At 61.1% G+C, this 14,802-nt stretch carries 17 protein-coding genes; 8 read left to right on the top strand and 9 right to left on the bottom strand.

Annotation, left to right across the window (positions count from 1 at the left end; all coding sequences use genetic code 11):
* Positions 1-97: 97 nt before the first annotated feature.
* Genes rsmD through ACA065_RS28935 form a run of 3 tightly spaced genes read right to left on the bottom strand, consistent with a single transcriptional unit; the run spans position 98 to position 3,553 of the window.
* Positions 98-715, bottom strand: a complete 618-nt coding sequence (rsmD, locus tag ACA065_RS28945) for a 16S rRNA (guanine(966)-N(2))-methyltransferase RsmD (protein ID WP_497692521.1) — start codon at positions 713-715, stop codon at positions 98-100.
* On the bottom strand, positions 715-2,205 hold the full coding sequence (locus ACA065_RS28940; RefSeq protein WP_497692520.1) for a M16 family metallopeptidase: 1,491 nt from the start codon (positions 2,203-2,205) through the stop codon (positions 715-717). Before ACA065_RS28940 ends, rsmD begins: the two co-directional genes overlap by 1 nt.
* Positions 2,198-3,553, bottom strand: coding sequence for a M16 family metallopeptidase (locus tag ACA065_RS28935; protein WP_497692519.1), 1,356 nt, complete (start codon positions 3,551-3,553; stop codon positions 2,198-2,200). Before ACA065_RS28935 ends, ACA065_RS28940 begins: the two co-directional genes overlap by 8 nt.
* Before the next feature lie 604 nt (positions 3,554-4,157).
* Here ACA065_RS28935 and ftsY point away from each other — a divergent pair.
* From ftsY to rpoH, 4 genes are all read left to right on the top strand, one after another.
* Positions 4,158-5,594, top strand: coding sequence for a signal recognition particle-docking protein FtsY (gene ftsY, locus ACA065_RS28930; RefSeq protein WP_497692518.1), 1,437 nt, complete (start codon positions 4,158-4,160; stop codon positions 5,592-5,594).
* A complete protein-coding gene (gene ftsE, locus ACA065_RS28925; RefSeq protein ID WP_003213784.1) occupies positions 5,591-6,262 on the top strand; it encodes a cell division ATP-binding protein FtsE in 672 nt (223 codons plus the stop codon). Before ftsY ends, ftsE begins: the two co-directional genes overlap by 4 nt.
* Positions 6,259-7,281 (top strand): permease-like cell division protein FtsX, encoded by a 1,023-nt coding sequence (gene ftsX, locus ACA065_RS28920; protein WP_083356291.1) that lies wholly within the window; start codon positions 6,259-6,261, stop codon positions 7,279-7,281. Before ftsE ends, ftsX begins: the two co-directional genes overlap by 4 nt.
* A 129-nt stretch (positions 7,282-7,410) precedes the next feature.
* A complete protein-coding gene (gene rpoH, locus ACA065_RS28915; RefSeq protein ID WP_058413665.1) occupies positions 7,411-8,265 on the top strand; it encodes an RNA polymerase sigma factor RpoH in 855 nt (284 codons plus the stop codon).
* A gap of 137 nt (positions 8,266-8,402) precedes the next feature.
* Here rpoH and mtgA read toward each other — a convergent pair whose 3' ends face one another.
* On the bottom strand, positions 8,403-9,125 hold the full coding sequence (gene mtgA, locus ACA065_RS28910; RefSeq protein ID WP_497692517.1) for a monofunctional biosynthetic peptidoglycan transglycosylase: 723 nt from the start codon (positions 9,123-9,125) through the stop codon (positions 8,403-8,405).
* A 74-nt stretch (positions 9,126-9,199) separates the two neighbouring features.
* Here mtgA and ACA065_RS28905 point away from each other — a divergent pair, with 74 nt between their 5' ends.
* The 4 genes from ACA065_RS28905 (at position 9,200) to trmB (ending at position 11,444) form a co-directional block, all read left to right on the top strand.
* Complete coding sequence (locus tag ACA065_RS28905; RefSeq protein ID WP_497692516.1) at positions 9,200-9,577, top strand: DUF423 domain-containing protein; 378 nt, start codon at positions 9,200-9,202, stop codon at positions 9,575-9,577.
* Between the two features lie 71 nt (positions 9,578-9,648).
* Positions 9,649-9,849 carry a sulfur carrier protein ThiS gene (thiS, locus tag ACA065_RS28900; RefSeq protein WP_497692515.1) on the top strand — a complete coding sequence of 67 codons (201 nt, stop codon included), beginning with the start codon at positions 9,649-9,651 and terminating at the stop codon, positions 9,847-9,849.
* A gap of 65 nt (positions 9,850-9,914) precedes the next feature.
* Positions 9,915-10,709, top strand: coding sequence for a thiazole synthase (locus tag ACA065_RS28895; protein ID WP_497692514.1), 795 nt, complete (start codon positions 9,915-9,917; stop codon positions 10,707-10,709).
* Positions 10,710-10,718: 9 nt separating this feature from the next.
* Positions 10,719-11,444, top strand: a complete 726-nt coding sequence (gene trmB / locus ACA065_RS28890; RefSeq protein ID WP_497692513.1) for a tRNA (guanosine(46)-N7)-methyltransferase TrmB — start codon at positions 10,719-10,721, stop codon at positions 11,442-11,444.
* Between the two features lie 144 nt (positions 11,445-11,588).
* Here trmB and ACA065_RS28885 read toward each other — a convergent pair whose 3' ends face one another.
* From ACA065_RS28885 to metW, 5 genes are read right to left on the bottom strand one after another with little or no spacing between them, the layout of a single operon-like run.
* Positions 11,589-11,912: a DUF3392 domain-containing protein gene (locus tag ACA065_RS28885; protein WP_016972961.1), complete on the bottom strand. Its 324-nt coding sequence runs from the start codon at positions 11,910-11,912 to the stop codon at positions 11,589-11,591.
* Positions 11,913-11,931: 19 nt separating this feature from the next.
* The gene (hemW, locus tag ACA065_RS28880; protein ID WP_497692512.1) at positions 11,932-13,134 is read right to left on the bottom strand and encodes a radical SAM family heme chaperone HemW; all 1,203 of its coding nucleotides are present in this window, start codon (positions 13,132-13,134) and stop codon (positions 11,932-11,934) included.
* The gene (rdgB, locus tag ACA065_RS28875; RefSeq protein ID WP_497695433.1) at positions 13,131-13,727 is read right to left on the bottom strand and encodes an RdgB/HAM1 family non-canonical purine NTP pyrophosphatase; all 597 of its coding nucleotides are present in this window, start codon (positions 13,725-13,727) and stop codon (positions 13,131-13,133) included. The genes hemW and rdgB overlap by 4 nt, the downstream gene beginning before the upstream one ends.
* Positions 13,724-14,158, bottom strand: coding sequence for a DUF4426 domain-containing protein (locus ACA065_RS28870; RefSeq protein ID WP_497692511.1), 435 nt, complete (start codon positions 14,156-14,158; stop codon positions 13,724-13,726). Before ACA065_RS28870 ends, rdgB begins: the two co-directional genes overlap by 4 nt.
* A 21-nt stretch (positions 14,159-14,179) precedes the next feature.
* Positions 14,180-14,800, bottom strand: coding sequence for a methionine biosynthesis protein MetW (gene metW, locus ACA065_RS28865; RefSeq protein WP_003213768.1), 621 nt, complete (start codon positions 14,798-14,800; stop codon positions 14,180-14,182).
* Positions 14,801-14,802: the final 2 nt, after the last annotated feature.

The following is a 14,802-nucleotide window of genomic DNA, read 5'->3' as shown; positions in this document are numbered from 1 at the left end:
GCACTTATTCAGTCAGAACACTGTTGCAGGTTTTGGGGCTGCTTCGCAGCCCAGCGGGAGCAAGCTCCCTCGCCACAATTGGAGTCAGGCTGAAAGATTAAGCAGCGCTTTCGACCAACCGATGCCACAACGCGTAATACACCCGACCGGATTTCTGCTCCCGGTGCAGGCGCCAGCTGCCCGGCAGGCCGAGCGTAGACGGTGCGGTCTCGCTTTCAGTGTAGATCCACGAATCCGCTGCCAGCCATTGGCGTTCTTCCAGCAACGCACACACAGTCGGCAACAGGTTCTGGTTGAACGGCGGGTCAAGAAACACCACGTCGTATTCGGTGGCCGCCTGGGTTTCCAGGTAGCGCAGCGCGTCGGCGGTTTGTACCTGGCCGGTGGTGCAACGCAGCGTGCCCAGGTGTTCCTTGAGGCTGGACACCGCCACATTGCTGGCATCCAACGCCTGGCCCTGGGCCGCGCCACGGGACAACGCCTCCAGGAACAGCGCGCCACTGCCGGCAAACGGGTCCAGCACCTTGGCCCCGCCGATGTACGGCGCGAGCCAGTTGAACAGGGTTTCGCGCACACGGTCCGGCGTCGGGCGCAGGCCTACGACATCGGGGAAGCTCAGCTTGCGGCTGCCCCATTCGCCGCCAATGATGCGCAGCTGGCCCACACCGTTATGCACGTTGTGGACAGGTTTTTTTGGGCGAGATGAACTGGCCATTAATGCTCCGGAACCCCGAGCGGCTGCTCGGCAGGTTTATCAGTGGGGGGCGGTAGTGGCTTTTGCGCAATCGTCGGGCCGGCGGTCACGATGACCATCTTGTCGGCGCTCAAGTGTTTATTCATTGCAGCCTTGACCTGCTCTACGGTCAGGGCCTGGGATTGTTTCATGAAATCTTCCAGATAACTCAGCGGCAGGTTGTAGAAACCCATGGCGCCCAGCTGCCCGGCGATATCGGCGTTGCTCGCGGTGGACAGCGGGAAGCTGCCGGCCAGCTCACGCTTGGCGTCGTCCAGTTCCTTTTGCGTCGGGCCGGTCTTGAGGTAGTCGGCCAGCACGTCTTCCACCAGGCGCAGGGTGCCGCCGCTCATTTCGGCGCGGGTTTGCAGGTTGATCATGAACGGGCCGCGTACCTGCATCGGCGAGAAGCCGGAGTACACGCCGTAGGTCAGGCCGCGCTTTTCGCGCACTTCGCTCATCAAACGGGTGCCGAAGCCGCCGCCGCCGAGGATCTGGTTGCCCAGCGACAAGGCTGCATAGTCCGGGTCGGCGCGGTCGATGCCCAGTTGCGCGAACAGCAAGTGCGTTTGCTTGGACGGGAACTCGATATGGCTCAGGCCAGCCTTCGGTTCGGTCGGCTGGGCGATTTTCGCCAGGGCCGGGCCTTTAGGCAGTGACGCGGAGACCTTGGCGGTCATAGCCTCGGCCTCGGCGCGAGTAAGGTCGCCGACCACTGCAATCACCGCGTTGCCCGCCGCATACGCCTTGGCGTGGAACGCCTGCAGTTGCGCGAGGGTGATCTTCGGAACGCTCTCTGGCGTGCCTTCGCTCGGGTGAGCGTAAGGGTGGTCACCGTACACGCGCTTGAACAGCTCAAGGCTGGCCAGCTTGGCCGGGTTCTGTTTCTGGTATTCAAAACCGGCAAGGATCTGGTTCTTGATCCGCGCCAGGGAGTCGGCCGGGAAGGTCGGCTTGCCGATCACGTCGTCAAACAGGGTGAGGGCCGCGTCGCGTTTGTCGCTGTCGCTCAGGCTGCGCAGGGACACCAGCGCCATGTCGCGGTAAGCGCCATTGCCGAAGTCGGCACCCAGGCCTTCAAAGCCGCTGGCGATTTGGCTGACATCTTTGCCCGGCACACCTTCGTTGAGCATGGCGTTGGTCAGCAGGGCCACGCCGGGTGTGTTGCCGTCCTGGCTGCTGCCGGCGGCGAACAGGATGCGCATGTCGAACATCGGCAACTCATGGGCTTCGACGAACAGCACCTTGGCGCCTTCGGCGGTGGTCCAGGTTTGCACGTCGAGCTTGCGGTTGGTCGGCGCCTTGCCGTCCAGTTCCGCCAGGGATTGCAGCTTGTTGGCCGATTCAGCTTTATCCAGCGCCTGGCTGGCGACGGATTCGCTCGGGCGCAACAAGTACACGGCGCCGGCAGCGATCACGGTGACGGCGATCAGGGCGGGCAGGATCAGGCGGCTGCTTTTGCGATCACTCATGAGCGGTCTCCTCAGGCAAAACATGGGCGACGCTCAAACGTTCGCGGGTGAAATAAGTACGTGCGGCTTTCTGGATATCTTCCGGGGTTACGCTTTGCAGGTCGGCAAGCTCGGTGTCCATCAGTTTCCAGGACAGGCCGACGGTTTCCAGGGAGCCGATAGCCGTGGCCTGGCTGGTGATGGAGTCACGCTGGTAAACCACGCCGGCAATGACTTGGGCGCGGATGCGCTCGAGCTCTTCGGTGGTCGGCGGTTTGGCTTTCAACTCATCCAGCAGGCGCCACAGGCCGGCTTCGGCTTGGGCAATGGTCTTTTTCTTCTGCTGATTCGGCGTGGCCGTCAGGGTGAACAGGCTGTCACCCCGGGTGTAGGCGTCGTAGCTGGTGGAGGCGGCGGATACCAGCTCTTCACCGCGCTCCAGTTGCTCCGAAATACGCGCGCTGTAGCCGCCGTCGAGCAAGGCCGAGAGCAGGCGCAGGGCTTGTACCGAGCGCTTATCTTCGGCGGTGGCCAAGCCAGGCACGTTGAAACCGAGGATGACGCTAGGCAGTTGGGTCTGCACGTGCAGGGTCAGCAGGCGTTCGCCGGGTTCGGCGAGTTCCAGCGGGATTTTCGCGGGGGGCACGTCACGCTTGGGGATTGGGCCGAAGTAACGCTGGGCCAGGTTCTTTACCTGGTCCGGAGTCACGTCGCCGACCACCACCAGCGTGGCGTTGTTCGGCACATACCAGGATTGATACCAGTGGCGCAGCTCTTCGACTTTCATGCGCTCCAGGTCCGCCATCCAGCCGATGGTCGGCGTGTGGTAGCCGCTGGCCGGGTAGGCCATGGCCTTGAAACGCTCGTAGGCCTTGGACATCGGGTTATCGTCGGTGCGCAGGCGGCGCTCTTCCTTGATCACCTCGATCTCGCGGCTGAACTCATCGGCCGGCAGGCGCAGGCTGGCCATGCGGTCGGCTTCCAGCTCGAAGGCGACGCCCAGGCGGTCACGGGCCAGCACTTGGTAGTAGGCGGTGTAGTCATCGCTGGTGAAGGCGTTTTCTTCGGCGCCCAGGTCGCGCAGGATCAGCGAGGCTTCGCCGGGGCCGACTTTGGCGCTGCCCTTGAACATCATGTGTTCCAACGCGTGGGACAAACCGGTCTGGCCGGGTGTTTCGTAGCTCGAACCAACCTTGTACCAGACCTGGGAAACCACCACCGGCGCGCGATGATCTTCGCGCACGACCACTTTAAGGCCGTTATCCAGGGTGAATTCATGGGTGGGTTGGGGGTCGGCAGCCAAAGCTGAAAGGGGCAGACAAACTGTACTGAACAGCAGGCCTGCAGCGCGGCGGGCTAGAGCATTCATTCGTTTTTAAACCTGTTGGGCTGCCCGCTTGGTCTTAGCGTCGGCGGGCGAGGAGGTTAGGGCGTGTCATTCCTCATTACCAGTACCGCGCCGGAGCCTGCTAGTGTGCAGGGCAAGGGGCGAGGAGCGCGATTTGGTTTTTCCAAATAAGCTCCGAGTAACGCAGCCCTGCACACTAGCAGGCCCGGCCCTTCGGGTTGTGCCTAAAAGCTAGCCAGGCTGCGTTGCAGGCCTTGGCAAGGGAAGCACATTCCCGGCGGCCTGCGCCTTGCCTGGCTAGCTTTTAGGCGACAACGCGGTACTGGTAATGAGGAATGACACGCCCTAGGATACTGATCCGATTTGGACACGGCCACCATGGCGGTAATCATGTCCCGGATCCAGTCGTAGGAAAGTGGCGGTGCAGGGTGTTTTTCCCCGACAATCTTCCGTTTTTCGCCGATGTTATCGCTTCAGTCCTTTATTGAAACGATTTGTTGAGGCCTTTATTTACGCCTTACAAAATGTTGCGCATGAACAAGCGAGCGTTAAAGCAGTCTGTTCTGCATCGAATTTATTTACCGAGGCGCCCTGGCGCATCGCTACTTTGAGATAGCCGTCCTCCATGTTTGGTTCCAACGACGACAAGAAGAGCCCAGCTGCGGCTGGCGAGAAAAAAGGCCTGTTCGGATGGCTGCGCAAAAAGCCGCAGGAAACCGTCGTCGAACAGCCGCAGGTTCAGCCTGAGCCGATTCCTGAGCCGATTCCTGAGCCCATAGTAGAAGCCGAACCGGTGGCTGAAACCCCGGCGCCGGTGATTTTGCCGATGGCTGAACCTGTGTTACAGCCAGTGGCTGAAGTTGAGCCAGAGCCAGAGCACAAGCCGTGGCTGGAACTGCCGGTGGCCGAAGAGCCCGTGGCGTTGGTTGAGGATGTGCAGGCCGAACACATGGCGCCGCCGATTCCGGCTGTGGTTGAGCCAGTGGAAGTAGTGGTCCAAGCGCCGCCGGTCGTCGAAGTGCCGGCGCCGGTCGTTGTTGAGCCGACACCTGTCCCTGTCGTCGTTGCCGCGCCTGCCGTTGTCGAGCCGCCTGTCGAACAAGAGCCGGTCACCGCTGCCACAGAAACCAGCAAAACCGGCTTCTTCGCCCGCCTCAAGCAAGGCCTGAGCAAGACCAGCGCCAGCATCGGCGAAGGCATGGCCAGCCTGTTCCTGGGTAAGAAAGTCATCGATGATGAGCTGCTGGAAGACATCGAAACCCGCCTGCTGACTGCCGACGTGGGCGTTGAAGCCACCGCCGTCATCATCCAGAGCCTGACTCAGAAGGTCGCGCGTAAACAGCTGACCGACGCCGACGCCCTCTACAAGTCCCTGCAGGCTGAGCTGGCGGCAATGCTCAAACCCGTGGAAGCGCCGCTGGTGATCACCCCGAACAAGCCGTTTGTGATCCTGGTTGTCGGTGTCAATGGCGCCGGCAAAACCACCACCATCGGCAAGCTGGCCAAAAAGCTGCAGTTGGAAGGCAAGAAAGTCATGCTCGCCGCCGGCGACACCTTCCGCGCCGCTGCCGTGGAGCAGCTGCAGGTCTGGGGTGAGCGTAACAAGATCCCGGTGATCGCCCAGCACACCGGTGCCGACTCCGCCTCGGTGATCTTCGATGCTGTGCAAGCTGCCAAGGCGCGCAATATCGACGTGCTGATCGCCGATACCGCCGGTCGCCTGCACACCAAAGACAACTTGATGGAAGAGTTGAAGAAAGTGCGCCGCGTGATCAGCAAGCTCGACGCCGACGCACCGCACGAAGTGTTGCTGGTGCTCGACGCCGGCACCGGCCAGAACGCCATCAGCCAGGCCAAACAATTCAACCAGACGGTACAACTCACCGGCCTGGCATTGACTAAGCTCGACGGCACGGCCAAAGGCGGCGTGATCTTCGCCCTGGCTAAACAGTTCGGGTTGCCGATTCGTTACATCGGCGTCGGTGAAGGCATCGACGACCTGCGCACCTTTGAAGCCGAACCCTTTGTACAGGCACTCTTTGCCGAGCGGGAGCGTTCATGATTCGATTCGAACAGGTCGGTAAACGCTACGCCAATGGCCATGTAGGCTTGCATGAGCTGAGCTTTCGAGTGCGTCGCGGCGAGTTCTTGTTCGTGACCGGTCACTCGGGCGCGGGCAAAAGTACCTTGTTGCGCCTGTTGTTGGCCATGGAACGCCCGACCACCGGCAAGTTGCTGCTGGCAGGCCAGGACCTGGCCACCATCAGCAATGCACAGATTCCGTTCCTGCGCCGTCAGATCGGCGTGGTGTTCCAGAACCACCAGTTGCTGTTCGATCGCACGGTGTTCAATAACATTGCGTTGCCGTTGCAGATCCTCGGGCTGTCCAAGGCGGAGATCGTCAAGCGGGTGGATTCGGCCCTGGAGCGCGTGGCGCTGTCGGATAAAACCGATCTGTACCCCGGCGACCTGTCCACCGGCCAGCAACAGCGCGTCGGCATCGCCCGCGCCATCGTCCACCGCCCAGCCTTGCTGCTGGCGGACGAACCGACCGGTAACCTCGACCCGCGCCTGGCGGCCGAGATCATGGGCGTGTTCGAAGACATCAACCGCCTGGGCACCAGCGTGCTGATCGCCAGCCACGACCTGGCGCTGATCGCGCGCATGCGCCACCGCATGCTGACCCTGCAACGTGGCCGCCTGATCGGTGACGGGGAGGCTGGCGTATGAGTGCAACACGCAGCCCTAAAGTTTCCGAGCGCGTGGCGCCCAAAGCCGCCGACCCGCAACCGCAGAAGAAAAAACGCGACGAAGACGACGGCCCGGATTTCAGCACGCTGTTGCGCGCCTGGATCGAAAGCCACCGCGCGAGCCTGCTCGATAGCCTGCGCCGCCTGGGTAAACAGCCCATCGGCAGCTTTTTCACTTGCCTGGTGATGGCTGTAGCGCTGAGCCTGCCCATGGGTTTGTCGCTGCTGCTTAATAATGTCGAGCGCCTGGGCGGTTCCTGGCAGCGTGCGGCGCAGATTTCCCTGTACCTGAACCTCGACGCCAGCGCCAAAGATGGCGAGAGCCTGCGCGATGACATCAAGAACCTGCCGGGCGTAGCAGACGCCGAGTACATCAGCCGCGACCAGGCCCTTGAGGAGTTCCAGCAGCAATCGGGCCTGGGCGAGGCGCTCAAGGAGTTGCCGCAGAACCCGCTGCCGGGCGTGGTGTTGGTGACGCCGAACGAAGTCGACAAGCCCGCACTTGAAGCCCTGCGACAAAAACTCGCAGAGATGCCCAAGGTACAACAGGCGCAACTTGATCTAGTCTGGGTAGAACGCCTGGCCGCGATTCTCAAGCTGGGTGACCGCTTTGTGTTCGGCCTGACAGTATTGTTGGTGTCTGCATTACTTTTGGTGATAGGTAATACCATTCGTCTTCATATTGAAAACCGTCGCACCGAGATAGAAGTGATTAAACTGGTCGGCGGCACGGACAGCTATGTGCGTCGTCCTTTTCTGTATATGGGCGCGCTTTATGGCTTCGGTGCCGGGATTTTGTCCTGGGGCGTACTGGCGTTTGGCCTGGACTGGCTGAACGACGCGGTGGTTGGGCTTGCCGGCTTGTACGGCAGCGATTTCGCCCTGGCCGGCGTGCCGGTTGCCGATGGTTTGTCACTCTTGCTTGGCGCGGTATTGTTGGGGTATATCGGTGCTTGGATTGCGGTCGCTCGTCATTTACGTGAGCTGGCGCCGAAGTAGTTAATGTCAGATTAATGTGGTTTCGTTTGTATTGACCGTATCAGTGGTTTAGGGAACTTGTCCTACGGTTCCCGGTCAATTTTCGCAGTGCTGAACTGCACGAGTTATGTGAGTCGGAGGTTTTTTCGTATGACCACTTCTATGCAACCTGTCTATGCCTTGGTCCCGGGTGCAAACCTGGAAGCCTATGTGCACACGGTCAACAGCATTCCATTGCTGACGCCGGAGCAGGAGCGTGAACTGGCCGAGAGTCTCTATTATGAGCAGGATTTGGGGGCGGCTCGGCAGATGGTGCTCGCCCACCTGCGTTTTGTCGTACATATCGCCCGTAGCTATAGCGGCTACGGCCTGGCCCAGGCTGACCTTATTCAGGAAGGCAACGTCGGCCTGATGAAGGCTGTAAAGCGCTTTAACCCTGAGATGGGCGTGCGCCTGGTGTCGTTTGCTGTGCACTGGATCAAGGCGGAAATTCACGAGTTCATCCTGCGCAACTGGCGCATTGTGAAAGTCGCGACCACCAAGGCTCAGCGCAAGCTGTTCTTCAACCTGCGCAGCCAGAAGAAACGCCTGGCGTGGCTGAACAACGAGGAAGTCCACCGTGTGGCCGAAAGCCTCGGTGTGGAGCCGCGTGAAGTGCGCGAGATGGAAAGCCGCCTGACCGGCCATGACATGGCCTTTGACCCGGCCGCCGAAGCGGACGACGACAGCGCCTTCCAATCGCCAGCCAACTACCTGGAAGACCACCGGTACGACCCGGCCCGTCAACTGGAAGACGCTGACTGGAGCGATAATTCCAACCACAACCTGCACGAAGCGCTTGAAGTGCTGGACGACCGCAGCCGTGACATCCTCTACCAGCGCTGGCTGGCAGAAGAAAAAGCCACGCTGCACGACCTGGCGCAGAAGTACAACGTGTCGGCCGAGCGGATTCGTCAGCTTGAGAAAAGCGCGATGAACAAGCTGAAGTTGTCGATCGCCGCCTAAAACGCAGAGTTCGAAAACAACGCGATCGAATGTGGGAGCGGGCTTGCTCGCGAAAACGGAGTGTCAGTCACCGGAAATGTTGACTGAAACACCGCTTTCGCGAGCAAGCCCGCTCCCACATTTGTTTCTATGTTGTGTCAGTCAGCCCACGGAGCCTTGCGTGAGTTGTTCAGCTCCACCAAGTAACCATCCCCACCCAACTGGCTCATCTGCTGACGAATCCACGCCGCCCTACGCGCCACATACGCCGTCGGATGGCTGGCACTCCACACCCGTGGGTTCGGCAACACTGCGGCCAAGTAGCTGGCCTGCTGGCGCGAAAGCGCCTTGGCACTGACCCCAAAGTGATGCCGCGCCGCCGCTTCGGCGCCAAACACACCTTCATCCCATTCCACGCTGTTGAGGTACACCTCAAGAATCCGCTGCTTGGGCCAAAGTATCTCGATCAACCCGGTGAACCAGGCCTCCAGGCCTTTGCGCAAGTAACTGCGGCCGGTCCACAGGAACAGGTTCTTCGACACTTGTTGGCTCAAGGTACTGGCGCCGCGAATCGAACCGCCGCGCTCGTTGTGCAGCAACGCCGCCTGAATCGCGCCAAAATCAAAGCCCCAGTGCTGCGGGAAGCGCTGATCTTCACCGGCCATCACCGCCACTTTCAGGTCGTCTGCGATCTCGTCCCACGCCACCCACGTGCGCTGCAGGTCAATCGGCTCGCCGTCGACCCAGGATTCAACCTTGCGCTCCACCATCAACGCAGTGAACGGTGGCGGGACGACACGAAACAGCAGCACCAGCAGCACACTGCCGATGGCAAACCATTTCACGACTTTGAGAAAACGCTTGAAGAGGAGACGCAGCATAGAGATGGCTTGGCCGAACCCGTTGAGCGGGCCATTATACAGACCCGGCCCTTTGAGTCTGACTGGAGTTCCTCATGCTGCGTAGCTTTCTGATGCTGGCTGCCTTTTTCGGCTTCACCGGCGTCGCCCTTGGTGCTTTCGCCGCTCACGGCCTGAAAAACCGCCTGAGCGCCGAGTACCTGGCGATCTTTCATACCGGCGTGACCTACCAGTTGGTGCACGCCCTGGCGCTGTTTGGTGTGGCGTTGCTGGCGGCGCATATCCCTGGCCGCCTGATCAGCTGGGCGGGCATTTCATTTACCGTCGGTATCCTGCTGTTCTCCGGCAGCTTGTATGCGCTGACCCTGACCGGCATCAGCAAGCTCGGCATTATCACGCCCTTTGGCGGGCTGGCCTTTCTGCTCGGCTGGTTCTTCCTCGGCTTGGCGGCGTGGCGCTTGCAGGCGATCTGACCGAGGGACTTGGGCCAGCAACGCCAATCGGGCTAGAATGCTGGCCCCTAAAAACGATGGCGGCCCGTGGCATGCGCATTCAGTTGAACGGCGAATCCTTTGAACTGCCCGACGGTGAAACCGTTGCGGCCCTGCTGACCCGTCTGGATTTGACCGGGCGTCGTGTCGCAGTGGAGCTCAACCTGGATATCGTCCCGCGTAGCCAGCACGCCCAGACCGCGCTCACCGAAGGTGACCAGGTCGAAGTGGTCCACGCCATCGGCGGCGGTTAGTCGCCCGGCGCGCAACTGCGCCGCCCCGGATTCTGCAGAACCTCACCCCATTTCGAGGATTTCCCATGAGCATCGTTCGTAGCGACAAGCCCTTCGTCCTGGCCGGTCGCACCTACCAGTCCCGTCTGCTGGTCGGCACCGGCAAGTACCGCGACATGGAAGAAACCCGCCTGGCCATCGAAGCCTCGGGCGCCGAGATCGTCACGTTCGCCGTGCGCCGCACCAACCTCGGCCAGATCGAAGGCGAGCCGAACCTGCTCGAAGTGCTGTCGCCGGACCGTTACACCTTCTTGCCGAACACCGCCGGTTGCTACGACGCCATCGAAGCCGTGCGCACCTGCCGCCTGGCCCGTGAGCTGCTCGACGGCCACAACCTGGTGAAGCTGGAAGTGCTGGCCGACCAAAAGACGCTGTTCCCCAACGTGATCGAAACCCTGAAGGCCGCCGAAACGCTGGTCAAGGAAGGCTTCGACGTGATGGTCTACACCAGTGATGACCCGATCATTGCCCGCCAATTGGCGCAAATCGGCTGCATTGCGGTGATGCCACTGGCCGGCCTGATCGGTTCCGGCCTGGGTATCTGCAATCCGTATAACCTGCAGATCATCCTCGAAGAAGCCAAGATTCCTGTGCTGGTGGATGCCGGCGTCGGTACTGCGTCCGACGCCACTATCGCCATGGAGTTGGGTTGCGATGCGGTGCTGATGAACTCGGCTATCGCCCATGCCCAGCAACCGATCATGATGGCCGAAGCCATGAACCACGCCATCGTTGCGGGCCGCCTGGCCTATCTCGCCGGCCGCATGCCAAAAAAACTGTACGCCAGCGCCTCTTCGCCGCTGGATGGTCTGATCAAGTAAGAGCCATTGATGACTGAATCAAACGAAACGCCGAACACCGTGGAAGAAGGCGACGAGTCCAAGCACCGCCGCATCAAGAGTTTTGTGATGCGCGCCGGCCGCATGACCGAAGGCCAGCAAAAGGGCCTGGAGCAAGGTACGCCGCTGTTCGTGTTGCCGCTGGCCGACGCGCCGGTGGACTATGACCAGGTGTTCGGCCGTTCGGCCCCGCGCTCGCTGGAAATCGGTTTCGGCATGGGCCACTCCCTGCTGGAAATGGCTGCGGCCGCGCCGGAGCAGGACTTCATCGGTGTGGAAGTGCACCGCCCAGGTGTCGGCGCGCTGCTCAACGGCGTGCTGACCCAAGGCCTGACTAACCTGCGGGTCTATGACTGCGACGCGATTGAAGTGCTCAACCGCTGCATCGCCGACAACAGCCTCGACCGCCTGATGCTGTTCTTCCCGGACCCATGGCACAAATCCCGTCACCACAAGCGCCGCATCGTCCAGGCATCCTTCGCGGAACTGGTGCGCAGCAAACTCAAAGTCGGCGGCATCCTGCACATGGCCACCGACTGGGAGCCGTATGCCGAATACATGCTGGAAGTGATGGATGTCGCCCCTGGCTACCGCAACCTGGCCGAAGACGGCAAATGCGTGCCACGCCCGGCTGAGCGCCCGATCACCAAGTTCGAGCGCCGTGGCGAGCGGTTGGGGCATGGGGTGTGGGATTTGAAGTTCGAGAAGCTGGCTTAACTGGCCACTTGCTTGAAATGCGGTAAAAAATGTGGGAGCGGGCTTGCTCGCGAATGCGCTGGTTCAGTCACCTAAGAGGTTGACTGACACTCCGCATTCGCGAGCAAGCCCGCTCCCACAGTTTGTTTTGTGTTGGGCTTTAAATCAGCGGCGGTCTGCCACAACGCCAATCAGCACCAGCACCACCACCAACACGGGCGCCAAGCTGTAGTTATTGAACTGGCTCAAGCCCCGCACAATCCACGGCGTGGCGTAGATCAATGCCGCGCCGCTGCCGATCATGCACACCAATGCCATCAACGGTACGCGCAGTGCGCCGGCGATGCTGCCCAGGCGGGCTTCAACCCAGCCTTTGATATCGGCGCCGAACAGCACCAGCAAGCAGCCGACAAGAGCCAGGGAGATTTCCGACAGGTTGCTACGGCTCCAGCGGGATACGGTGGCGAGCAGGTCGAGTACCAAATCCATTCGATTTCCTTAAGAGCGATCAGCTCAAAAACGTCTGCAACAGGTCATTGAGAAAGAGTTGCCCGCGGTCGGTGGCCGCCAGGCGTGACGGTTCGACCTGCATTAAGCCACTTTGTTCTGCCTCACGGCGGCCTTCATCCAGGCTCGCCAGGTCGAGGCCGGTGCGCTCGGCATAGAGCTTGGCATCGACGCCTTCGGTGAGGCGCAACGCGTTCATCAGGAACTCGAATGGCAGTTCTTCGTTGGTCAGTTCTTTTGCCCCGGCCTGGAAGTTTTTGGCCGGGTTCAGGTAGTCCTTCGGTGCCCGTGTCTTCCAGGTGCGCACGATGCGCCCGTCCGGGTGGCTGAGCTTGCCGTGGGCGCCGGCGCCGATACCGATAAAATCGCCAAAACTCCAGTAATTCAGGTTATGCCGCGCCGGGCGGCCCGGTTGGGCGTAGGCCGACACTTCATATTGCGCATAACCGTGTTCGGCCAGCAGCGCCTGGCCGGCTTCCTGAATGTCCCACAGCGTGTCGTCTTCGGGTAGCGCGGGCGGCTGGTTCCAGAACACGGTGTTGGGTTCTAGCGTCAGTTGATACCAGGACAGGTGAGTAGGCTTCAGTGCGATAGCCTGGCGCAAGTCGCTCAGGGCATCGTCCAGGGACTGATCGGGCAAGCCGTGCATCAGGTCCAGGTTGAAGTTATTGAACCCGGCCTGGCGCGCCATGCCAGCTGCGCGTGTGGCTTCGTCGCCGTTGTGGATGCGGCCCAACGCCTCAAGCTTTTGCTGCTGGAAACTCTGGATGCCGATGGACAGGCGATTGATCCCCAGCTTGCGGTAGGCCACGAACTTCTCTTGTTCGAAGGTCCCGGGGTTGGCTTCCAGGGTGATCTCGATGTCGCCGGCAAACGGGATGCGCGCTTCCACACCCTTGAGCAAACGACCCAGCGCGGCGGCGCTGAACAGGCTCGGTGTGCCGCCGCCGAAGAAGATCGAGCTGAGCTCACGGCCGTAAACCGCGTGCAGGTCTTGATCAAGGTCGGCCAGCAACGCGTCCACATACTCCTCTTCCGGCAGCACCTTGCTCGCGGTGTGGGAGTTGAAGTCGCAATAAGGGCATTTGCGCACACACCACGGGATGTGGATGTACAGCGCCAAAGGCGGCAAGAGGGGCAGGGCCGCCCGAGGTGTTTGCGCGCCGCCGTGGATCAGCGGCTGCGCGGAGGTGTTCTGGGTCATTTCAGGCTCAGGCGTTGGCGCAGCAAATCCATTGCGCGGGCGCGGTGGCTGATCTGGTTTTTATCGGCCGGGCTTAGTTCGGCGCTGGAGACATCGCGCTCCGGCACCCAGAACAGCGGGTCATAGCCAAAACCATGCTCGCCGCTGGCCGCCTGCAGGATGCGCCCGTGCCACAGGCCTTCGCAGAGAATCGGCAGCGGGTCGTCGGCATGCCTTACCAGCGCGAGCACGCAGACGAACTGCGCGCCACGCTGCACATCCGGCACGTCCTTGAGGGCGTCGAGCAGCTTGGCGTTGTTGGCCGCATCGCCCTTGCCGTCGGCATACCGCGCCGAGTAGATGCCAGGGGCGCCGCCGAGGAAATCCACGGCCAGGCCCGAGTCATCCGCCAATGCAGGCAGGCCGGAAATGCGCGCGGCATTGCGCGCCTTGAGGATGGCGTTCTCGACGAACGACAGGCCGGTTTCTTCCGGCTCGACCTGGCTGAACTCGCCGATCGAGCGCAGTTGCACGGAGTCACCGAGCATCGCCTGGAGCTCTTTGAGTTTGCCGGCGTTATGGCTGGCCAGTACGAGTTGGGTGAGGTTCATTATTCGGCCGGAAACAGTTCTTGGTTGAATTGGAAGCTATGGGCTTTGCCGCCGGTTTCAACGTTGATGGTAAACGTCTTGTATTCCCGCTGCGGCACGGAGTAAGGCGCCAGGTAATTGATTCCGCCTTTCTCGGTGATCTGCTTGAACGTCAGGATCTCAGTCTTGCCGCTCAGATCCTTGATGGTGCCGGTCACTTGCGCCGCCACGGGGGTCACGCCCTTGACCACGGTCACATTGATCAAGCCCTTGTTCTTGCTGCGCACCACACCCACGTCCTGGGCCGTTTCGGGTTGCAGGAAGCTGGAGGTGAAAGTGTTGTAATGCACCGTGATATCGCCGAATTCTTTCTGGCGATTACCGTCGATAGCGTCCGCCGCCATGGCGCTGGCGCCCAGGCATGCGGTGAGTAGAAATACAGCCAAACGACTCATGATCGTCCCTCTTGAAGATGATTAGACGGCAATCTGGTGATCCGTCAGGCCAGGACTGCTGACCCGGTAGATGCCGATTTCGCCCAACAGGTTGGGCCATAGCTTACTCGCCCAGCCGTGGCGGTGTTGTTGATCGACGGCAAGGCGGTTGATCACCTTGGCTTCACGCTCGCCGCACAAGGCTTCGAAGTCTTCGAAGGTGCAGAAGTGGATGTTCGGCGTGTTGTACCACGTGTACGGCAGGAAATCCGACACCGGCATGCGGCCCTTGGTGGCCAAGTACCAGCGGCAGCGCCAGTGGCCGAAGTTGGGGAAGGTGATGATGCACTGGCGACCCACGCGCAGCATTTCGTCGAGGATGCGGTCCGGGTAGTGCACCGCTTGCAGGGCCTGGGTCATCACCACGATGTCGAAGCTGTTGCTGGCAAAGTTGCCCAGGCCCTTGTCCAGGTCCTGCTCGATCACGTTGATGCCTTTGGCAACACACTGGGCGATGTTGTCCGGGTCGTTTTCCAGGCCATAGCCGGTGACTTGCTTGTTGTCCCGCAGCCAGCTCAGCAGTTCGCCATCACCGCAGCCAAGGTCGAGCACGCGGCTGCCGGCGGGGATCCAGTCTTGGATGATTTCCAGGTCGGCTCTCATGG

This window comes from Pseudomonas sp. LBUM1640 (genome assembly GCF_059716225.1).
The sequence above is the reverse complement of the archived record's forward strand: the minus strand, read 5'-3'. Positions and strand labels throughout refer to the sequence as shown.

Bases quoted from the DNA above. Each gene is read 5' to 3' on its own strand.
- ACA065_RS28940 (WP_497692520.1), bottom strand. From the start codon at position 2,205: ATGAGTGATCGCAAAAGCAGCCGCCTGATCCTGCCCGCCCTGATCGCC.
- metW (WP_003213768.1), bottom strand. From the start codon at position 14,800: ATGAGAGCCGACCTGGAAATCATCCAAGACTGGATCCCCGCCGGCAGC.
- thiS (WP_497692515.1), top strand. From the start codon at position 9,649: ATGCGCATTCAGTTGAACGGCGAATCCTTTGAACTGCCCGACGGTGAA.
- ACA065_RS28905 (WP_497692516.1), top strand. From the start codon at position 9,200: ATGCTGCGTAGCTTTCTGATGCTGGCTGCCTTTTTCGGCTTCACCGGC.
- mtgA (WP_497692517.1), bottom strand. From the start codon at position 9,125: ATGCTGCGTCTCCTCTTCAAGCGTTTTCTCAAAGTCGTGAAATGGTTT.
- ACA065_RS28870 (WP_497692511.1), bottom strand. From the start codon at position 14,158: ATGAGTCGTTTGGCTGTATTTCTACTCACCGCATGCCTGGGCGCCAGC.
- ftsE (WP_003213784.1), top strand. From the start codon at position 5,591: ATGATTCGATTCGAACAGGTCGGTAAACGCTACGCCAATGGCCATGTA.
- ftsX (WP_083356291.1), top strand. From the start codon at position 6,259: ATGAGTGCAACACGCAGCCCTAAAGTTTCCGAGCGCGTGGCGCCCAAA.
- hemW (WP_497692512.1), bottom strand. From the start codon at position 13,134: ATGACCCAGAACACCTCCGCGCAGCCGCTGATCCACGGCGGCGCGCAA.
- ACA065_RS28935 (WP_497692519.1), bottom strand. From the start codon at position 3,553: ATGAATGCTCTAGCCCGCCGCGCTGCAGGCCTGCTGTTCAGTACAGTT.
- ftsY (WP_497692518.1), top strand. From the start codon at position 4,158: ATGTTTGGTTCCAACGACGACAAGAAGAGCCCAGCTGCGGCTGGCGAG.
- ACA065_RS28895 (WP_497692514.1), top strand. From the start codon at position 9,915: ATGAGCATCGTTCGTAGCGACAAGCCCTTCGTCCTGGCCGGTCGCACC.
- rpoH (WP_058413665.1), top strand. From the start codon at position 7,411: ATGACCACTTCTATGCAACCTGTCTATGCCTTGGTCCCGGGTGCAAAC.
- trmB (WP_497692513.1), top strand. From the start codon at position 10,719: ATGACTGAATCAAACGAAACGCCGAACACCGTGGAAGAAGGCGACGAG.
- ACA065_RS28885 (WP_016972961.1), bottom strand. From the start codon at position 11,912: ATGGATTTGGTACTCGACCTGCTCGCCACCGTATCCCGCTGGAGCCGT.
- rsmD (WP_497692521.1), bottom strand. From the start codon at position 715: ATGGCCAGTTCATCTCGCCCAAAAAAACCTGTCCACAACGTGCATAAC.